The organism is Pantoea sp. y20 (genome assembly GCF_054903455.1).
Genome location: NZ_CM142816.1, coordinates 301,106 through 321,261, shown reverse-complemented (window position 1 = coordinate 321,261; position 20,156 = coordinate 301,106). Strand labels below are relative to the sequence as shown.

Here is a 20,156-nt window from a genome sequence, read left to right as displayed (position 1 = left end):
ACGTAAGGCGGGAAGTCGCTTGCGGGGCAAAATGCGGATCGGCTGCTGCCGATCCGCTGAAATACGGCAAAGTTACTCTGCTTTTTCCAGTGCAAAGCGGTAGATCGCACCACCAATCGCGGCACCGATAATCGGTAACAACCAGAACATCCACAGCTGTTCCAATGCCCAGCCGCCCTGGAAGATCGCCACACCGCTACTGCGCGCCGGGTTGACTGAGGTATTGGTGACGGGAATGCTCACCAGGTGAATCAGCGTTAGCGCCAGGCCGATTGCAATGGGCGCGAAGCCAGCCGGAGCACGTTTATCGGTCGCGCCCATGATCACAATCAGGAATACGGCGGTCAGCACCAGTTCGGCGATCATGCCCGCCTGCAGGCTAAAGCCCCCCGGCGAATGTTCACCGTAACCGTTCGACGCGAAGCCGCTGGCCACGGCATCGAAACCGGCTTTACCGCTGGCGATCAAATACAGCACGCCAGCCGCCGCAACCGCGCCGACCAGCTGCGCGATAATATAAGGCACAACCTGCGCCGCCGGGAAACGTCCGCCAACCGTCAGACCGAGGGTGACCGCCGGGTTAAAATGGCCGCCCGAAATATGGCCGACGGCAAATGCCATTACCAACACCGTCAGACCAAACGCCAGCGCAACACCAGCAAAACCAATACCCAATTCTGGAAACGCCGCGGCCAAAACCGCACTACCACAACCGCCCAACACCAGCACGAAAGTGCCCAGCGTTTCAGCCACTAATCTTTTCATCTCTGCTCCCTCAAATAATTTAATGTTTTCGCGGCGGGATTATCGTTTTTGGCGATTGAAGCGCAACCGAAGAATAAGGGATTAGGGTGATTTTTAGGCGATAGCAGCGTATTTGAGACGGTTCTCGCGAGATATGACGGGGTTCATCAGAAATGTCTGGCGCGAAGCAGTGAATGTCGTTGGGCTTGAATTATTGTTTAAAAAATTTCACCAATAAAAAAAGCCGGACCCGGTCCGGCTTGATTCCGCATGCTAAAAACTGGCCTTAAGAACCAAAAAGATTCTTATGCAGCGCACGTACCACTTCCTCGGCATCTGGGGTTGGCACCAGGAAGCAAAGGTTATAACTGCTGGCACCGTAACAAATCATGCGCAGGTTGAACGGCTCGAGTGCGCCAAACACTTCTTTGCCGACGCCGCACGCTTTTGACAGGTTGTTGCCGATGATCGCCACCAGCGCCAGATTCTCTTCCACTTCCACACGGCACAGTGAAGAGAGCTCAGTCAACAGCGCCTGGGTCAGCAAGCTGTCGCCGGTGGTGGTTGAACCGGTGCTGTCCAGCGTCAGCGCCACGCTCACTTCGGAAGTGGTCACCAGATCAACGGAGATGCTGTGGCGCGCCAGAATGTTAAACACTTCGGCGAGGAAGCCATGTGCATGCAGCATGTTCAGGCTGTGCAGCGTTACCAGCGTCTGCTTACGACGCAGCGCCAGCGCACGGAACAGCGGTGGATTCTTGGTTTCGTTGCACACGCGCGTACCGCCTGCAGCGGGATCTTTGCTCGAACCGACAAACACCGGAATATCGCTACGCACGGCCGGCAGCAAAGTGGCCGGATGTAGCACTTTGGCACCAAAGATCGCCATCTCCGCTGCTTCTTCGAAGGTAATCTCTTCGATGCGTTTAGCGGTGGACACCACGCGTGGATCGGTGGTGTAGATACCGGCCACATCGGTCCAGATATCAATGCGCGCGGCCTGCAGCGCTTCGCCCAGCAGCGCAGCGGTATAGTCGCTGCCGCCACGACCAAGCGTGGTGGTGCGCCCTTTGATTTCGCTACCGATAAAGCCCTGCGTCACCACCAGCGCTTCCGCAATGCGCGGCTGCAGCTGCGTTGCGGCCAGCTCTTTCAGCGTCGCCACTTCGGGTTCTGCGCGGCCAAAACGATCGCTGGTGCGCATCACTTTACGCACGTCAAACCATTCGCTGTTGACCTGACGCTCGCGCAGAATCTCCACGAACAACAGCGTCGACATCAGCTCACCGTGGCTCACCAGCTCATCGGTCAGCGCATGTGAGGTCGCCAGCGAGGTGGCTTCAGACAGCATGGTGATGTTTTCCAGCATGCGATCAATCTCATCGCGGATCACATCCGGCGATTGCAGACGATCGATGATGGCATATTGAATACGGCGGATTTCATCCAGCAGGTAAGCGCGCTGCGCTTGTTCCTGGCCTTCAGCAAGGGCAACCAGCAGATTGGTTACGCCAGCGGAGGCAGAGAGCACCACTAAGCGGGTATTGGCGTCCGACAGCACAACATCTGCGCTGCGGTTCATAGCATCAAAATCGGCAACGCTGGTGCCGCCAAATTTAGCCACGATAAGATTTTGGGACATATTACGAACCCCGTGTCAGGTTATCTTTCTTCCGTTTTGGGGCGGAAGACATAGTAGCAGCCTAGGCACAAGAGAAGAGCAGAATTGGGCAGACAAGATCAGTAGTAGACAAGTCACCAAAAGCGCTTCACCTTGCGAACCGTCCGACTGTGGACGATTCTGGTGACAACCCAGAGGATTCAGCCCCTGCAGCCGACAGTGCAACACCCCGCGTGTTGCCCCACCTCGGCGTCACACCCCCTGATGTGTTCTCTGCGGATACGGATCCTCAAACACACTGCCTGGGCGACGCGCCTCTTCTGGCTTACACCCGGAGGTGTAAGTAGCGCGCATAAATTACTGATTATTTTCCCCCCTGTCCATCCCCGCACTTTGAGGATTTCTCACTTTTACACTTCGGTAAACGCATCGTTGAACAAACGCGCCCACCAACAGCGGCCTAAAGTAGTGTCCGAATCAGACAAAAGCGGCTTTTTTCTGATGCGGCACAGGGAATTCTGCTGGCGCAGCACCGACAATCGCTGCCGGATTTACCTGAAACAGTGCGGCCACGGTCACAAATTTTTTCCCTTAGCCAGTAACTGTGGTCATACTCATCCCCGTGCAAGAATGCTATGGATGCCGGGCCAGCAGGACGCCCCGGATGGAATGACGGTTCTTATATCAACTAGAGTGTTGCCATGAAAAATATCAATCCGACCCAAACCGCTGCCTGGAAAGCGCTGCAGCAGCATTTTGAGCAGATGAAATCGGTGCAAATCGCCGACCTGTTTGCGCAAGATGCCGATCGTTTTGCGAAATTCTCTGCCACTTTCGATGACCAGATGCTGGTGGATTTCTCAAAAAACCGCATCACCGAGGAAACCCTCGAAAAATTACAGGCGCTGGCTAAAGAGACCGATCTGGCAGGCGCCATTAAATCGATGTTCTCTGGCGAGAAGATCAACCGCACCGAAGAGCGTGCAGTTCTGCACGTTGCGCTGCGTAACCGCAGCAACACGCCCATTGTGGTGGACGGCAAAGATGTGATGCCGGAAGTCAACGCGGTGCTGGCGAAGATGAAAGGCTTCTCCGAGCGCATCATCAGCGGCGACTGGAAAGGCTATACCGGCAAAGCCATCACCGACGTGGTGAATATCGGGATTGGCGGTTCAGACCTCGGCCCGTTCATGGTGACCGAAGCGCTGCGTCCGTACAAAAACCACCTGAACATGCACTTTGTTTCTAACGTCGATGGCACCCATATCGCCGAAACGCTGAAAGATCTCAGCCCGGAAACCACGCTGTTCCTCGTGGCATCTAAAACCTTCACCACGCAAGAAACCATGACCAACGCCCACAGCGCGCGTGACTGGTTCCTGAAAACTGCGGGCGATCAGCAGCACGTGGCGAAGCACTTCGCTGCGCTGTCGACCAACGGTAAAGCGGTGGGTGAGTTCGGTATTGATACCGACAACATGTTTGAGTTCTGGGATTGGGTTGGCGGCCGCTATTCACTGTGGTCAGCTATCGGCTTGTCGATCATTCTCTCCATCGGCTTCGAGAACTTCGAGCAGCTGTTGAGCGGCGCGCACGCCATGGATAAGCACTTCGCCAACACGCCTGCCGAGCAGAACCTGCCGGTGCTGCTGGCGCTGATCGGTATCTGGTACAACAACTTCTTTGGTGCCGAAACCGAAGCGATTCTGCCGTACGATCAGTACATGCATCGCTTTGCTGCTTACTTCCAGCAGGGCAACATGGAATCCAACGGTAAATACGTTGACCGTGAAGGCAATCCAGTGGATTACCAGACCGGCCCAATCATCTGGGGCGAGCCTGGCACCAACGGCCAGCATGCGTTCTATCAGCTGATTCATCAGGGCACCAAACTGATTCCGTGCGACTTTATCGCACCAGCACTGAGCCACAACGTGCTGACCGATCACCATCCGAAGCTGCTGTCGAACTTCTTCGCGCAGACCGAAGCGCTGGCGTTTGGTAAGTCACGCGATGTGGTGGAGAAAGAGTTTACCGATGCGGGTAAATCTGCCGAATCTGTCGCGCACATCGTGCCGTTCAAAGTGTTCGAAGGTAACCGCCCAACTAATTCCATTCTGCTGCGTGAAATTACCCCGTTCAGTCTGGGTGCACTGATTGCGCTGTATGAGCACAAGATCTTCACTCAGGGCGCGATTCTCAACATCTTCACCTTTGACCAATGGGGTGTTGAGTTGGGTAAACAGCTGGCAAACCGTATTCTGCCAGAACTGGAAAATGACGCTGAAATTAGCAGCCACGATAGCTCCACCAATGGCTTAATTAATCGCTACAAATCCTGGCGTTAATTTTCCGGCTAATTTACATAAGGCGGCGTAATTGCCGCCTTTTTTTTGTCAACCAGGCCATCTCACACGCAATATTATTAATTACTGCATTAAACAGGGTTAGAAAATTCTTAAAGTGGCGTAAGGAAATTCGTAATTCATTTCAATTTACCGCACCTTACCTGGCTTAAAAATGGACCTAATTCAGCCCGACAAATAGTTTATCCATCTGATAGATCTATGATTTTAATTTAAGCCTTATAAGTAAATTCCGATTATTCCCATTCCGTACCAATAATTAGTGCAAAAGTGAAAAACTCTGCCGTGAAATGCGCAGGCATTCACTTATCCTATTAGCCTGAAAAAAGGCGTTAAAAAAAAGCAGCTAACGCCAATTCGCCGTATTTATCACCAGAAAAAACCCGACTTCCTGCCCTCTTTTACTCATGCTGAACTCTGGTAATTTGTTGCCCTATACTGAACGCGCCCGAAATCTGGGTAAATCCTACATTCATTGATTCATATAAATGCAGGAAACGTTGTTATGAAAAAACTGATGGTTGCCGGTGCAGCCTTACTTTACGTTGCCGTTTCTTCCGCTGCGATTGCCGCGCCGGAAGAAGCTGGTGCTGCAGCAGGCGCGCAGGCGGGAGCAATCTCTTCCGGCGCGTCTACCGCTGTGGGTATCGGCGCGCTCGGTGCGTTAGTGGGTCTCGGCATTGCTGCTTCTGGCGGCGGTGACGGTGCAAATACCGGTACAACAACAACCACCACAACGAGCACCACTCGTTGATGTAGCACCTTTAAGCATAACCACACACCCGTGTGGTTATTTTTTGCTTGGCTTATTTAGACAGGGATACACCGTGCGCCGACTCTCTTTGCTACTTCTTTGCCTGTTGTTGCAGGCCTGCACACAAACGCAAAAAGGCCTCGAACAAACCGTGATGCTGGCCGTGAATGGCCCGGATGATGTCACGGTCACCAACGAGCAGGTTGCTAACCTGCCCTACGCCAGCCTCTATGCCCGCATCAATGAAGGACCGCGCATCTTCGTGGTGCTCGGTTACAACGAAAACGGCCAGCAGAAGTGGATCACCCAGGATAAAGCGATGCTGGTGATGCAGCATGGCCGTCTGATCAAAACCCTGGGTTTACCGAGCAACCTCGCTGACGTCAGTAACCTGGCGCAGGATCCGCTCGCCGATGCGCTGCATCTGCAACACGGTGCCAGCTGGACGCGCGTGGTGCAGTGGCGCGAGCAAGATAAAGTGCGTGCCGCCACAGCGGTTTCCCGCTTCGAGCGCGGTGACGATACGGTGCTGGACATCGCCGGTGAACGCGTACCGTGCCGCGTCTGGCATGAAACCGTGCGCATGGAGAACGTAGGCGCGGAGTGGCAGAACACCTTCTGGATCGATAACCGTGATGGCACGGTATTGCAGGCCAACCAGATGCTGGCCGCCGATGCCTTCCCCGTTGAAACCACCATTCTGAAGCCGGCGAAATCATGAAAAAAATAACTCCAATGCTGGCAGCATTGACGCTGCTCACGGCTGGCCACGCACTGGCGGCGGCGCAAGTCACCGTTCACGATCTGCCGGGAAAAAACACACTGCAAATTAACGATGCGCAGAATCTTAGTCAGTTGCTCACCCATCCTGAACTGCGCAGTTGGTGGCCGGGCACGGTGATTGCCGAACGCGGCGCAACGGCGGTAGCACAGCAGCAACAGAAGCAGCTGCTGGCCGATCTGCGCGCCTGGCAAGCCGACAGCGGCGAGTCGTTGGCCGCAACCATCGGCTCGGTTATCCACCAGCTTGGCGCGCTGCAGGTAACGGGCCGCCAGTTCACCTCGCTCGATCCCGATGACGTGCGTCTGCGTCCACAGGATAACCGCACGCTGCAAGGCAGCTATGACCTCTATATGCTGGCGCAGCCGACGCAGGTACTGGTGCTGGGGGCGTTGAGCAATCCGGGTAAAGCGCGCTGGCAGCCTGGCCGCGAAGTGCGTGATTACCTCGAAGGCCACGATCGTCTGTCCGGCGCGGAACGCAGCTATGCCACGGTGATTGCGCCGTCCGGCAGCACCCAGCAAGTTCCGGTTGCCTACTGGAATCATCGCCATATCGAAGTGGAACCCGGCAGCATTATCTGGCTCGGTTTCACCTCATGGAGCTTGCCATGGGGCCACAGCGATTTGAATGAGCGCATGCTTTCCGTTCTGACTCACCGGATACCAGACTGATGAAAAAACAATTACTTCTCAGCCTGTTGGCTGCTTCTGTTTCCGCCGCTTGCCAGGTGCATGCGGAAACCTGGCCTGAACCGGTCGGTCCTTCTCAATCGGATTTTGGTGGCGTTGGCCTGATGCAGACGCCCACCGCGCGTATGGCGAAAGAGGGCGAATTTAGCGTCAACTTCCGCGATAACGATCAATATCGCTACTATTCTGCCTCGCTGCAGCTGTTCCCGTGGCTGGAAACCACCGTACGCTATACCGATGTGCGTACCCGCCGTTACAGCGCAGTAGAAGGTTTCAGCGGCAACCAAAGCTATAAAGATAAAGCCTTCGATGTGAAGCTGCGCCTATGGCAAGAGAGCTACTGGCTGCCAGAAGTGGCGGTTGGCTCACGCGATTTAGGCGGTACCGGTCTGTTCGACAGCGAATATCTGGTGGCGAGCAAAGCGTGGGGCCCGTTCGATTTCACCTTGGGTCTGGGCTGGGGTTATCTCGGCAACAGCGGCACCATTAAGAACCCGTTCTGCTCCTACAGCGACAGCTTCTGTAGCCGCACCGGCGGTGGCGAAGCGGGTTCAATTAATGGCTCGCAGATGTTCCACGGTCCGGCGGCGCTGTTTGGCGGCGTAGAGTATCAAACACCGTGGCAGCCGCTGCGCCTCAAGCTGGAGTACGAAGGCAACGATTATCAGGATGATTTCGCCGGTCGTTTGGATCAGCGCAGTAAAGTCAACGTCGGCGCGATTTATCGCCTCACCGACTGGGCGGACATCAACGCCAGCTACGAGCGCGGCAACACCTTTATGTTCGGCTTTACCCTGCGCACCAATTTCAACGATCTGCATCAGTCGCATATCGATAGCGAGAAGCCGGCCTACAACCCGCAGCCGCAGGGCGATCTGTTGCAGCCAACGGTGGTGGCAAACCAGCTGACCGATCTGAAGTACAACGCAGGACTGAATGGCCCGCATATTCAAACCAAAGGCAGCACGTTGTATGTTTCCGGCGAGCAGACCAAATATCGCGATACGCGCGAAGGGGTCGATCGCGCCAATCGCATTATCATGAACAACCTGCCGGCCGGCATCGATACCATCGACGTCACCGAGTCGCGCTTCAATATGCCGCAGGTGAGCACGCGCACCAACGTTGCCAGCCTGCATAACGAACTCGTGGGTTATCCGCTGGGGCATGAACAGCCGCTGCAGCAGACGCGTGAAAATCCGGTCGATCCCGGTGCCACCGAGCAAGGTTTCTTCATCCGCAAAGATCGTCTGAACTACAGCCTGTCGCCGGTGCTGAATCAGTCCGTCGGCGGACCGGAAAGCTTCTACATGTATCAGGTTGGCGTGATGGCCAACGCCGATTACTGGCTTACCGATCACCTGTTGGTCGGCGGCAGCCTGTTTGGCAACCTCGCCAATAACTACGATAAGTTCAACTACAACGGCGCACCGGCGGATTCAACGCTGCCGCGCGTGCGTACTCATATTCGTGATTACGTTGAGAACAACGTTTACGTTAACGATCTGCAAGCCAACTACATGCAGGCGCTCGGCAACGGTTTCTACGGCCAGGTTTACGGCGGTTATCTGGAAACCATGTACGGCGGCGTCGGCGGCGAAGTGCTGTATCGTCCGATAGATAGCAACTGGGCCTTCGGGGTTGATGCCAACTACGTGAAGCAGCGTGATTGGGACAACATGATGCAGTTCACCGATTACAAAGCGCCAACCGGACATTTCACCGCGTACTGGCGTCCGTGGTTTATGCAGGACGTATTGGTGAAAGCCAGCGTCGGTGAATATCTGGCGAAGGATAAAGGCGTTACCGTTGATGTGTCGAAGCGGTTTGATAGCGGCGTGATGGTGGGCTTCTACGCCACCAAAACCAACGTGTCGGCGGAAGCCTATGGCGAAGGCGACTTCACTAAAGGCTTCTATATTTCGGTGCCGATGGATCTGTTTACCGTGACGCCAACGCGAGGCCGCGCGCAGGTGAACTGGGTGCCGTTGACGCGAGATGGTGGGCAGATGCTGGGTCGTAAATATCAGCTGTATGACCTGACGTCAGATCGTGATGCGCGATTTAATTAACATCAGCACGGGTGGTTTGAAACCCGCGCGATAAATCGCGCCGCTACGGAGAGGTGCACATACCGTAGCGGCGCCATTTATTGCGCGTTACCGACTATTAATCTGCGTCATAACCCAAATTGGGTGCCAGCCAGCGCTCAACTTCGCTCACGATCATGCCTTTACGCGCGGCGTAATCTTCCACCTGATCGCGCTGAATCTGCGCCACGGCGAAGTACTTGCTATCGGGATGGCTGAAGTACCAGCCGGAAACCGCTGCGCCTGGCCACATGGCGAAAGACTCGGTGAGCTTCATGCCGGTATGTTTTTCCACCTCCAGCAGCTGCCAGATCGGTGCTTTCTCAGTGTGTTCCGGACACGCCGGATAACCCGGTGCGGGACGAATGCCCTGATAATTTTCGCGAATCAGCTCTTCGTTGCTGAGATTTTCATGAGCGGCAAAGCCCCAAATCACCTTACGCACGCGTTCGTGCAGATATTCAGCAAAGGCTTCTGCCAGGCGATCCGACACCGCTTTCACCATGATTTTGTTGTAATCATCGTGCTGCTTGTCATACGCCTCGGCCAGCGCATCTTCCTCAATTCCGGCGGTAACCGCAAACGCGCCGAGATAATCGGCTTTACCGCTGGATTTTGGGGCCACAAAGTCGGCTAAACAGTAGTTGGCGAAGTCGGTTTTCTCGGTCTGCTGACGCAAGTGATGACTGACGCACAGCACCTGATTGCGGTTCTCGTTGCTGTAGATTTCAATGTCATCGCCGACACGGTTGGCCGGGAAAATCCCCACCACGCCGCGTGGATTGAGCGTGCCGGTGCTGCTCAGCATATCGAGCATGGCGTTGGCATCGGCAAACAGGCGTTTGGCCTCTTCGCCCACCACTTCATCTTCCAGGATACGCGGATATTTGCCGGCCAGCGACCAGGTCATAAAGAACGGCGTCCAGTCGATGTAATTACGCAGCGTTTCAATGCTGGCTTCGACCGGACTCACGCCGAGGCGGTGCGCCACCGGCGGCGTATAGCTTTCCCAATCGATGACATAATCATTATCGCGCGCAGTTTGCAGGCTCACCGGCGGCGTGCGCGGCTTTTTGCGTGCGTGCTGAATACGCACAGTGTCGTACTCTTTGCGCGTGCGCGCCACGAAATCTTCTTTCAGCGTTTCGGACAGCAGCGATGACACCACGCCCACGGTGCGCGAGGCGTTCTGAACGTACACCGTTGGGCCGCTATAGTTCTGCTCGATTTTCACTGCGGTATGCGCTTTCGAGGTAGTCGCGCCGCCAATCAGCAGCGGGATGGTGAATCCCTGGCGCTCCATCTCTTTGGCGACGTTGACCATCTCATCCAGCGACGGCGTGATCAGGCCGGAAAGCCCGATGATATCGGCGTTCTCGGCAATCGCGGTTTTGAGGATTTTGTCACTCGGCACCATAACGCCGAGGTCAATGATTTCGTAGTTGTTACATTGCAGCACTACGCCGACGATATTTTTGCCGATGTCATGCACATCGCCTTTTACCGTTGCCAGCACAATCTTGCCGTTGCTGCGTCCGGCCTCTTTGCTGGCCTGAATATAAGGTTCGAGATAGGCCACCGCTTGCTTCATCACGCGCGCTGATTTTACCACCTGCGGCAGGAACATCTTGCCCTCGCCGAACAGATCGCCAACCACGTTCATGCCGGACATCAGCGGCCCTTCAATCACTTCAATCGGCCGCGCTGCTGCCTGGCGCGCCTCTTCGGTATCCAGCTCAATAAACTCGGTGATGCCTTTCACCAGCGAGTATTCCAGACGTTTTACCACGTCCCAGCTGCGCCATTCGGCCTGCTGTTTCTCCTGCTCGCCGTCGCTTTTGCTGCCGCGATATTTCTCCGCCAGTTCCAGCAAGCGCTCGGTGCCATCGTCACGACGATTCAGCACCACATCTTCCACCGCGTCGCGCAGTTCGGCAGGCAGATCGTCGTAAATCGCCAGCTGACCGGCGTTCACGATGCCCATGTCCATGCCGTTGCGGATGGCGTAATAGAGGAACACCGCGTGAATCGCTTCGCGCACCGGTTCGTTACCACGGAACGAGAACGACACGTTGGAGACGCCGCCGGAGATCATCGCGTGTGGCAGTTCGCGCTTGATGTCTTCGCAGGCACCGATAAAGTCCATCGCGTAATTGTTGTGTTCTTCAATGCCAGTCGCCACGGCAAAAATATTCGGGTCGAAAATGATGTCTTCTGGCGGGAAACCAACCTCTTCGGTCAAAATCTTGTAGGCGCGACGACAGATCTCAATTTTGCGCGCCCGCGTATCCGCCTGACCCGCTTCGTCAAACGCCATCACCACCATCGCTGCGCCGTAGCGACGCACTTTGCGCGCGTGCGCGATAAACGGTTCCACGCCCTCTTTCATCGAAATAGAGTTCACAATGCCTTTGCCCTGAATGCACTGCAGGCCTTTCTCGATCACTTCCCATTTGGAGGAGTCGATCATAATTGGCACGCGGGCGATATCCGGCTCACCGGCAATTAGATTGAGGAAGCGCACCATCGCCGCTTCCGCATCCAGCATGCCTTCATCCATGTTGATGTCGATGATTTGCGCACCGTTCTCTACCTGCTGGCGCGCCACATCCAGCGCTTCGTTGTATTTCTCTTCTTTGATCAGACGCTTAAATTTGGCCGAGCCGGTGACGTTGGTGCGTTCACCGACGTTGACGAACAGCGAATCGGCCTGAATGTTAAGCGGTTCAAGCCCGGCTAAGCGACAGGCAACCGGAATCTTTGGCAGCTGGCGCGGCGCAACGCCGTCTACCGCTGCCGCCATCGCCGCGATGTGCTCCGGCGTGGTACCGCAGCAGCCGCCGATAATATTGAGGAAACCGGCGCGCGCCCACTCACCAATTTGCTCAGCCATGATCGCCGCATCGAGATCGTATTCACCAAAGGCGTTGGGCAAACCGGCGTTCGGGTGCGCGGTGACGTAGCCTTCAGCAATGCGCGACAGCTCCGCCACATACTGACGCAGTTCATCCGGGCCAAGCGCACAGTTGAGGCCGAACGACAGCGGTTCGGCGTGGCGCAGCGAGTTATAGAAACCTTCGGTGGTTTGGCCGGAGAGCGTACGACCGGACGCATCGGTGATGGTGCCGGAGATCATTAGCGGCAGCTTCACGCCCATCGCTTCCATCTCGGCCTGAACCGCGTAGATCGCCGCTTTGGCGTTCAGGGTATCGAACACCGTTTCGATCATGATGAGGTCGGAGCCACCGGCGATCAGCGCATGCGTCGATTCGCGGTAGGCTTCCACCAGCTGGTTAAAGGTGACGTTACGATAGGCGGGATCGTTGACGTCCGGCGAGATAGAACAGGTGCGGTTGGTCGGGCCCAACACGCCCGCCACGTAGCGCGGACGATGCGGCGTTTTCTCCGTCCATGCGTCGGCGCTGGCACGCGCCAGTTTGGCGGCTTCGAGGTTAATCTCCGCCGACAGCGCTTCCATCGCGTAATCGGCCATCGCAATGGTGGTGGAGTTGAAGGTGTTGGTCTCGAGAATATCCGCGCCGGCAGCGAGATAGGCATCGTGGATTTCGCGGATCACCTCCGGTTTGGTTAGCACCAACAGATCGTTGTTGCCCTTCAAATCAGATGGCCAGTCGGCAAAGCGGCTGCCACGGAAATCCTGCTCACTCAGTTTATAACTCTGAATCATGGTGCCCATGCCACCGTCCAGAATCATAATGCGTTGCGCCAGCTGCTGCTGCAGCATTTCTGTTTTGTTGCTCACTCTCGCCCCGTCCACGTCATTGCGTTGGCTAATATGCCAGCCAGTCATACTGGCACAACTTGCAGGTGATCAAAAGTCAGCTCAGATGAGACATTTTCAGCTATTGCCGATGACAGGTCTGACCAGAAAGTCAGCGTTTGCATTAATGCGGTTAAAAACGAAAATGGTTTCCAGCATTGATGCGAATTGGAGACGTTATGGCAACCCCTGCGCCCGTGAAACGCGGCAAGAAACCGCGTGCGACAACGGCTACCACCAGCGCGCCCGTCGGCGGGCAAGTACAATCTTTGACGCGTGGTCTGCGCCTGCTGGAGCTGATTGCCGAATCCCAAGGCAGCGTGGCGCTGACCGAACTGGCACAACAGGCCGGTTTACCCAACTCCACCACTCATCGCCTGCTCTCCACCATGCAACAGCAAGGTTTTGTGCATCAGGTGGGCGACTTAGGTTTGTGGACCATTGGTTCGCACGCGTTTGTGGTCGGCAGCAGCTTCCTGCAGAGCCGCAATCTGCTGGCGATTGTGCATCCGCTGCTGCGCAAGCTGATGGAAGACGCCGGCGAGACGGTGAATCTGGCGGTGCTGGATCTCAGCGATTATCAGGCGGTGATCATCGATCAGGTGCAGTGTACGCAGCTGATGCGCATGTCCGCGCCGATTGGCGGCAAGCTGCCGATGCATGCATCCGGCGCCGGCAAAGCGTTTCTGGCGCATCTGAGCGATGAGCAAGTTACCGCGCTGCTGCATCAAAAAGGGCTGCATCACTACACGCCGAAAACGCTGATGTCGCCGCACAGCCTGAAGGAGAATCTGGCGCTGATTCGTAAGATGGGCTTTTCGCACGATGATGAAGAGCACGCGCTGGGTCTGCGCTGCGTTGCGGCACCGATTTATGACGAACATGGCGAACCCTTCGCCGCCATCTCAATCTCCGGCCCGATTGCGCGCATGACTGACGACCGCATCACCGAGCTGGGAGCGCTGGTGATCCGCGCCGCGAAGCAGGTGACCCAAACCTATTCTGGCCGCTAAGCGGCCACCGACGCATAGCGCGCGCTGAAACGCTGGCTGGCGCGCCACGCAATGACCTCTTCAATATGCCCTTCGCGGATGCGCGTTTGCAGCGCGCGCCACCAGTTGGGATCAAACAGCTGCGGATGCAGCGCCTGCAGCAGTTTGCCGGTCGAGGGTTCGCTGCACAGCGCATAGCGGAAGGTTTCCGGGAACACATCATCCGGCCCGACGCTGTACCACGGCTCGGCCTGCAGCTCATCTTCCTCATAGCGCGCCTGCGGCACATCGCGGAACACCAGCTCGGTCATCGGGCGGATTTCGTCGTAATCGTAAAACACCACGCGGCCATGACGCGTCATGCCAAAGTTTTTGTACAGCATGTCGCCGGGGAAAATATTCGCCGCCGCCAGCTGACGAATCGCATCACCATATTCGCCAATCGCATGCTGCCGCTGTTCCGGCGAAGCCTGAGCCAGCCACAGATTAAGCGGCTCCATGCGGCGTTCCAGCCACAAATGGCGGATGATCACCACATCGTCGCGCAGCTCGAGCTTTTCCGGGATATCGCGCTCAAACTCCGCCATCAGCTCGGCCGGAATACGCGCGCGCGGTAACGCAAAGTGCTCAAACTCCTGCGTATCCGCCATGCGGCCCACGCGATCGTGCTCTTTGACCATGCGATAGCAGTCGCGCACCTGCGCATCGGTGACCTCTTTTTGCGGTGCGAAGCGGTCTTTGATCACCTTAAATACGCGATCAAAACCCGGCAGCGTGAACACCATCATTACCATGCCGCGGATGCCGGGCGCGACGGTGAAATCTTCCTGACTGTGCGCCAGATAGTGCAGGTATTCACGGTAGCATTCGGTTTTACCGTGCTTCTGACAGCCAATCGCCATGTAGCGCTCTGCCACGGTTTTTCCCGGCAGAATCGGTTGCAGCCACGCCACCAGCGCGGCTGGCACCGGCGCGTACACCATGAAATAGGCGCGGGCAAAACCAAACACGATGCTGGCATCATCGCTGTCGGTGAGACAGGTATCAATCCACAAACGGCCAGCATCATCGCGCTGAATCGGCAGCAAACAGGGCACCATGCCATCACTCAGCTGCAGGCGCGCCACAATCCACGCGGTTTTGTTGCGGTAAAACAGTTCGCTGGCGACATCCAGCGTCGCCGTCGCCAGCTGTGTGGCACCAAACTGCTCGTGCAGATGGCGCACAATCCAGCCGATATCGCGCGTTTGATCCTGCCACGTTAGACGCAGCGGAATGTCATTCAGCACCTGACGCAGTGTTTCCTGCCAATTCTGCTGCGGACGATAGAGGCGCGACAGCGGGCGCGGCGCAACCGGTGCAGGCGCATAGGGCTGCGACGGCAAGATAAACAGACGCTCGGGCGACAAATGGCTGTGGCCCTGCAGGCGACAATAGACCGAATTGAAGAAGCTTTCGGCGATTTCATGGCGCGGATAGCCGGGCAGCAAGGTTTCGTAATGGCTTTTCACCCGTAACCAGAACGCGTCATCCCAGTCCGAAGTGTCATTGAGAATGCGCAGCTGGTTGGTGACCAGGCCAACATGGTGATCGTAAAGATGGATACGCGCTTTCATTGCCTGCTGCACCGCGTGCCAGTCGGCCTGCTCGAAGCGCTGTTGCGCACCGGCGGTGATATCCAGAAAGCGGCCATACTGCGCGTCAAAACCTTGCAGAATGGTGTGGGCGATCAGCGATTCTCTCGGTGTCATCGGCAACGCTCCTTTAGCGGTAAGTGGTCGCCATTGAATGGCGACCTTACAACGGCTTCAGAATTGTGCGGCTTCGGTAGAGCCGGTCAGCGCGGTCACGGAGGATTGTCCGCCCTGGATGACGTTGGTGACGCGATCGAAATAGCCGGTGCCCACTTCCTGCTGATGCGATGAGAAGGTGTAACCCTTATCGCGCGCCGCAAACTCCGGCTGCTGCACTTTCTCCACGTAATGGCGCATGCCTTCGCCCTGTGCATAGGCGTGCGCCAGGTCAAACATGTTGAACCACATGCTGTGAATCCCGGCGAGCGTAATGAACTGGAAGCGATAGCCCATTTCGCTCAGCGCCTGCTGGAAACGGGCGATAGTGCGATCGTCAAGGTTCTTCTTCCAGTTGAACGAAGGCGAGCAGTTGTAAGCCAGCAACTTGCCGGGATACTGCGCGTGAATCGCGTCGGCAAAGCGCTGCGCCATCTCCAGATCTGGCGTTGAGGTTTCGCACCACAGCACATCGGCATAAGGCGCATACGCTAGCCCGCGGCTGATCGCCTGTTCAATCCCGGCACGCGTGCGGAAGAAGCCTTCCGAGGTGCGCTCGCCGGTGATAAACGCCGCATCGCGCGGGTCGCAATCTGAGGTGATCAGATCGGCGGCATCCGCATCGGTGCGCGCCAGCAACACCGTCGGCACGTTCATGACGTCCGCGGCCAGACGCGCCGCCACCAGTTTCTGAATCGCTTCCTGCGTTGGGACTAATACCTTGCCACCCATGTGGCCGCACTTCTTCACCGCCGCCAGTTGGTCTTCAAAATGCACCGCGCCGGCACCGGCCTGAATCATCGATTTCATCAGCTCGAACGCATTGAGCACGCCGCCAAAGCCCGCTTCCGCATCGGCGACAATCGGCAGGAAGTAATCAATAAAATCACTGTCTTCTGGCGATACGCCGCTGGCCCACTGAATTTGATCGGCTCGCTGGAAGCTCTGATTAATCCGCTCCACCACATTTGGCACCGAATTCACCGGATACAGCGATTGGTCGGGATACATCTGCCCGGCCAGGTTAGCATCTGCCGCCACCTGCCAGCCGGAGAGGTAAATCGCCTCTATGCCGGCTTTCGCCTGCTGCACCGCTTGTCCGCCGGTCAACGCGCCGAGGCTGTTGATGTAGCCTTTGCTCGATTCACCATTCAGCAGCGACCAGAGTTTGGTGGCACCGCGCTCCGCCAGCGTGCAGGCGGGATTGACCGAACCGCGCAGATTGACCACATCCTCCGCACTGTACGGACGAGTAATTCCCTGCCAGCGCGCATCATTCCAGCTCGATTCCAGTTGTTTGATCTGTTGCGTACGATTCATCGTCATATCTCCAGGTTCAAGGCAGCAGGCGGTAGCCCGGCAGAGTGAGGAAGGAAACCAGTTCGTCATCGGTGGTAATTTGCGCCATCAGCGCGGCGGCATCGTCGAAGCGCCCATTTTGAAAACGTTCTGCGCCAACGGTTTGCTGCAAGGTGGCCAGCTCTTCCTCCAGCAGCCGTTCAAACAGCGCCACCGTTACCGGCTGGCCATCGCTGAGAATTTGTTTGTGATGAATCCATTGCCAGATGGAGGTGCGGGCGATTTCAGCGGTGGCGGCATCTTCCATCAACCCATCAATCGGAACGCAGCCGTTGCCGCTGATCCAGGCTTCCAGATATTGCAGCGCCACGCGGATATTGGCGCGCATGCCGGCTTCAGTACGCTTGCCGCGACAGGGCGCCAGCAGACGTTCGGCGGTGATTGGCGCATCCTGCTCACGCGTGATGTGCAGTTGGTTGGGCTGATCGCCCAGCCGACGGTCAAACTCCTCCATCGCGATATCAGCCAGGCCGGGATGCGCCACCCAGGTTCCGTCGTGACCGTTGCCCGCTTCTCGCGCTTTATCTTCCTGCACCTTTTGCGTCACCCATACATTGCGCTCCGCGTCTTTGCTCGGAATCAGCGCCGACATACCGCCCATCGCCAGCGCACCACGACGATGACAGGTTCGAATCAGCAGGCGTGAATAGGCATCGAGGAATGGCTGATCCATGCTGATTTGCTGGCGATCCGGCAGGATACGATCGGGATGCTGGCCCAGCGTTTTGATGTAGCTGAAGATGTAATCCCAACGGCCACAGTTGAGGCCAACGACGTGATCACGCAGTTCCCACAGGATCTCATCCATCTGGAATACCGCCGGCAGCGTTTCGATCAATACCGTGGCTTTGATGGTGCCGCGCGGCAGATCGAAGCGATCTTCACTGAAGCGGAAGATCTCACGCCACCACGCCACTTCAGCGGCATGCTCGGTTTTCGGCAGATAGAACCATGGCGCGTGGCCCTTCTCCAGCAGCGCTTCAACGTTGTGGAAAAAGTAGAGCGCAAAGTCGAACAATCCGCCGGGAATGGCCCGATCGCGCCACTCCACATGCTTTTCATTCAGATGCAGACCGCGCACCCGACACATCAGCAGCGCCGGATTGGCGCGCAGCTGATAGATCTTGCCGGTTTCACTGGTAAAGCTCAGCGTGCCGTTGGTGGCATCGCGCAGTGTTAATTGTCCGTCGATTAGCTTCTGCCAGGTTGGCGCCAGTGAATCTTCAAAATCGGCCATGAAGACGTTGACGTTCGCGTTGAGCGCGTTGATCACCATTTTGCGATCCGGCGGCCCGGTGATCTCTACGCGACGATCTTGCAGCAGCTGCGGAATAGGACGAACTTGCCACGCATTTTCACGAATGGAAGCGGTTTCCGAATCAAAGCCGGGTAACTCACCCTGATCGTAACGCTTCTGTCGTTGCTGGCGTGCTTTCAGCAGGCGTTCGCGCTCTGGTGCAAAGCGCACCACTAATGCGTGTATAAAGTCGATCGCTTCTGGGGTAAGCAGCTGCTTTTCCGCGTGGGTAAAGGGCTGGCTGAAGGTTAGCGTATTGCTGATAACCGAGTCTGTCATGCGGGCTGCCTCCTGAGTTGATCCATCGTTTAACGATCGGATCCGGATGTAGGGTGTTTTATAACCTGCAAGATCAGAGCATAATGATTTTTATTTTAATTTCAAAAACTATTTCCATTTTAATGTTTATGTTAATTTATCAGATTGATATTTATGTAATTTAATCTCTCGAATTAAAGGCAATAACTTCCACTGGTGAATTGAAGGCAAAAAAAAAGCCGCGATAGCTTTCGGCTAGCGCGGCAGGATCAAACGAGGTGTTTGATCTATTCGAGTGTTGGATTCATCCGGCGCAGATCGAACGGCGTGATCTGATAAACGTAGTAGTTCAGCCAGTTGGAGAACAGCAGGTTGCCGTGGCTGCGCCAGGTGGCGCGCGGTGGCAGCTCTGGGTTGTCGTGCGGGAAGTAATTGAACGGCACGTCCGGCTGCAGGCCAGCATCGTAATCGCGATGATACTCACCCGAGAGCGTCAGGGCATCGTACTCCGGATGGCCGGTGACAAACGCCAGGCGCTTGTCTTTGCTCGCCATCAGATATGCGCCGGTGGATTCCGATTCGGCAAATAGCTCGAGATCGGTGTAATCGCGGATCAGCTGGCTCGGAAAATCAGCATAGCGTGAATGCGGGGCCAGGAAATTGTCGTCAAACCCGCGCGTTAGTAAGGCGTGGGGATGCAGGATTTGGTGCTCATAAACACCGGACAATTTGTTCTGCCGCGTCTGCTTAGGAATGCCATACAGAATGTTGAGTGCCGCCTGAACCGCCCAACAGACAAAGAGCGTGGAGGTAACGTGTTCATTCGCCCAATGCAGTACGCGCTGAATCTGCGGCCAGTAAGCGACATCATTGAAATCGACCAATCCCAGCGGCGCGCCGGTCACAATCAGTCCATCGAAGTTATCGTTTTGGATGTCTTCGAAGTTGCAGTAGAAGTTGTTCAGATGCTCCGTCGGCGTGTTGCGCGACTCGCGACTATCAATGCGCAGCAGCTGCACATCAATCTGCAACGGTGAGTTAGAGAGCAGACGCAGGAACTGATTTTCTGTCTCAATCTTCTTTGGCATCAGGTTAAGAATCAGCACTTTTAGCGGACGGATCTCCTGAACACTGGCGCGCGACGACGTCATGACAAAGACGTTTTCATCACGCAAAAAATTCACTGCCGGTAATTCGTCGGGAATCCTGATTGGCATAACCTGCTCACCTCGTACTGATAACCGTATAAACGTTTAGACATCCAGATGCCCGACATTAACGTGTTATGTCGAGAATGTCGAGTCTTCATGCGGTTTATGAAAATGTTTCAGCTTTAGATGGGATTTGGGATAAGTCGTGGCGTATTTATGCTGGATTTGCTTCTTGAAATGAAAGTTTGAGATGAAATTTGCGTGATTTTCATACACTGAATCGCTCTATTCTATGCGATTTTAGCTGATTTCAGACGCAAAAAAACCCCGGACTCTCGTCCGGGGCTTCTTCACTATTTGATGCCTGGCAGTTCCCTACTCTCGCATGGGGAGGCCCCACACTACCATCGGCGCTACGGCGTTTCACTTCTGAGTTCGGCATGGGGTCAGGTGGGACCACCGCGCTAAAGCCGCCAGGCA

At 56.0% G+C, this 20,156-nt stretch carries 13 protein-coding genes, 1 rRNA gene and 1 riboswitch; of the genes, 6 read left to right on the top strand and 8 right to left on the bottom strand.

All coding sequences use genetic code 11. From position 1 onward, the window contains the following. Positions 1-72: 72 nt before the first annotated feature. The gene (aqpZ, locus tag ACYAC5_RS01435) at positions 73-765 is read right to left on the bottom strand and encodes an aquaporin Z (RefSeq protein WP_110868122.1); all 693 of its coding nucleotides are present in this window, start codon (positions 763-765) and stop codon (positions 73-75) included. A 265-nt stretch (positions 766-1,030) separates the two neighbouring features. Continuing rightward, positions 1,031-2,386: a lysine-sensitive aspartokinase 3 gene (lysC, locus tag ACYAC5_RS01430; RefSeq protein WP_110868121.1), complete on the bottom strand. Its 1,356-nt coding sequence runs from the start codon at positions 2,384-2,386 to the stop codon at positions 1,031-1,033. 112 nt (positions 2,387-2,498) lie between these two features. Then, positions 2,499-2,693: riboswitch (Lysine riboswitch) on the bottom strand. A 373-nt stretch (positions 2,694-3,066) separates the two neighbouring features. On the opposite strand from lysC, the gene pgi reads away from it, so the two are divergent. The 5 genes from pgi to ACYAC5_RS01405 all read left to right on the top strand — a co-directional run bounded on the left by pgi (position 3,067) and on the right by ACYAC5_RS01405 (position 9,030). Then, the gene (pgi, locus tag ACYAC5_RS01425) at positions 3,067-4,713 is read left to right on the top strand and encodes a glucose-6-phosphate isomerase (protein WP_137384941.1); all 1,647 of its coding nucleotides are present in this window, start codon (positions 3,067-3,069) and stop codon (positions 4,711-4,713) included. Between the two features lie 523 nt (positions 4,714-5,236). Next, positions 5,237-5,485: an exopolysaccharide production protein YjbE gene (yjbE, locus tag ACYAC5_RS01420; protein ID WP_101763117.1), complete on the top strand. Its 249-nt coding sequence runs from the start codon at positions 5,237-5,239 to the stop codon at positions 5,483-5,485. A 73-nt stretch (positions 5,486-5,558) separates the two neighbouring features. After that, on the top strand, positions 5,559-6,206 hold the full coding sequence (locus tag ACYAC5_RS01415) for a YjbF family lipoprotein (protein WP_309836332.1): 648 nt from the start codon (positions 5,559-5,561) through the stop codon (positions 6,204-6,206). Continuing rightward, positions 6,203-6,940 carry a capsule biosynthesis GfcC family protein gene (locus ACYAC5_RS01410; protein ID WP_309836334.1) on the top strand — a complete coding sequence of 246 codons (738 nt, stop codon included), beginning with the start codon at positions 6,203-6,205 and terminating at the stop codon, positions 6,938-6,940. Before ACYAC5_RS01415 ends, ACYAC5_RS01410 begins: the two co-directional genes overlap by 4 nt. Next, positions 6,940-9,030 carry a YjbH domain-containing protein gene (locus ACYAC5_RS01405; protein WP_110868117.1) on the top strand — a complete coding sequence of 697 codons (2,091 nt, stop codon included), beginning with the start codon at positions 6,940-6,942 and terminating at the stop codon, positions 9,028-9,030. Before ACYAC5_RS01410 ends, ACYAC5_RS01405 begins: the two co-directional genes overlap by 1 nt. 97 nt (positions 9,031-9,127) lie before the next feature. Here ACYAC5_RS01405 and metH read toward each other — a convergent pair whose 3' ends face one another. Continuing rightward, positions 9,128-12,811, bottom strand: a complete 3,684-nt coding sequence (gene metH, locus ACYAC5_RS01400; protein ID WP_462062283.1) for a methionine synthase — start codon at positions 12,809-12,811, stop codon at positions 9,128-9,130. Positions 12,812-13,008: 197 nt separating this feature from the next. Here metH and iclR point away from each other — a divergent pair, with 197 nt between their 5' ends. Then, complete coding sequence (gene iclR, locus ACYAC5_RS01395; RefSeq protein WP_192412740.1) at positions 13,009-13,842, top strand: glyoxylate bypass operon transcriptional repressor IclR; 834 nt, start codon at positions 13,009-13,011, stop codon at positions 13,840-13,842. Here the strand turns inward: iclR and aceK are convergent. The 5 genes from aceK to rrf form a co-directional block, all read right to left on the bottom strand. Beyond that, the gene (gene aceK, locus ACYAC5_RS01390) at positions 13,839-15,572 is read right to left on the bottom strand and encodes a bifunctional isocitrate dehydrogenase kinase/phosphatase (protein WP_192412743.1); all 1,734 of its coding nucleotides are present in this window, start codon (positions 15,570-15,572) and stop codon (positions 13,839-13,841) included. The genes iclR and aceK overlap by 4 nt on opposite strands. Before the next feature lie 57 nt (positions 15,573-15,629). Then, positions 15,630-16,931 (bottom strand): isocitrate lyase, encoded by a 1,302-nt coding sequence (gene aceA / locus ACYAC5_RS01385; RefSeq protein ID WP_101763124.1) that lies wholly within the window; start codon positions 16,929-16,931, stop codon positions 15,630-15,632. A gap of 16 nt (positions 16,932-16,947) precedes the next feature. Continuing rightward, positions 16,948-18,546: a malate synthase A gene (gene aceB / locus ACYAC5_RS01380; protein WP_462062282.1), complete on the bottom strand. Its 1,599-nt coding sequence runs from the start codon at positions 18,544-18,546 to the stop codon at positions 16,948-16,950. Between the two features lie 266 nt (positions 18,547-18,812). Next, on the bottom strand, positions 18,813-19,742 hold the full coding sequence (metA, locus tag ACYAC5_RS01375; RefSeq protein WP_101763126.1) for a homoserine O-acetyltransferase MetA: 930 nt from the start codon (positions 19,740-19,742) through the stop codon (positions 18,813-18,815). A gap of 296 nt (positions 19,743-20,038) precedes the next feature. After that, a 5S ribosomal RNA gene (gene rrf, locus ACYAC5_RS01370) occupies positions 20,039-20,154 on the bottom strand. Positions 20,155-20,156 lie beyond the last annotated feature (2 nt).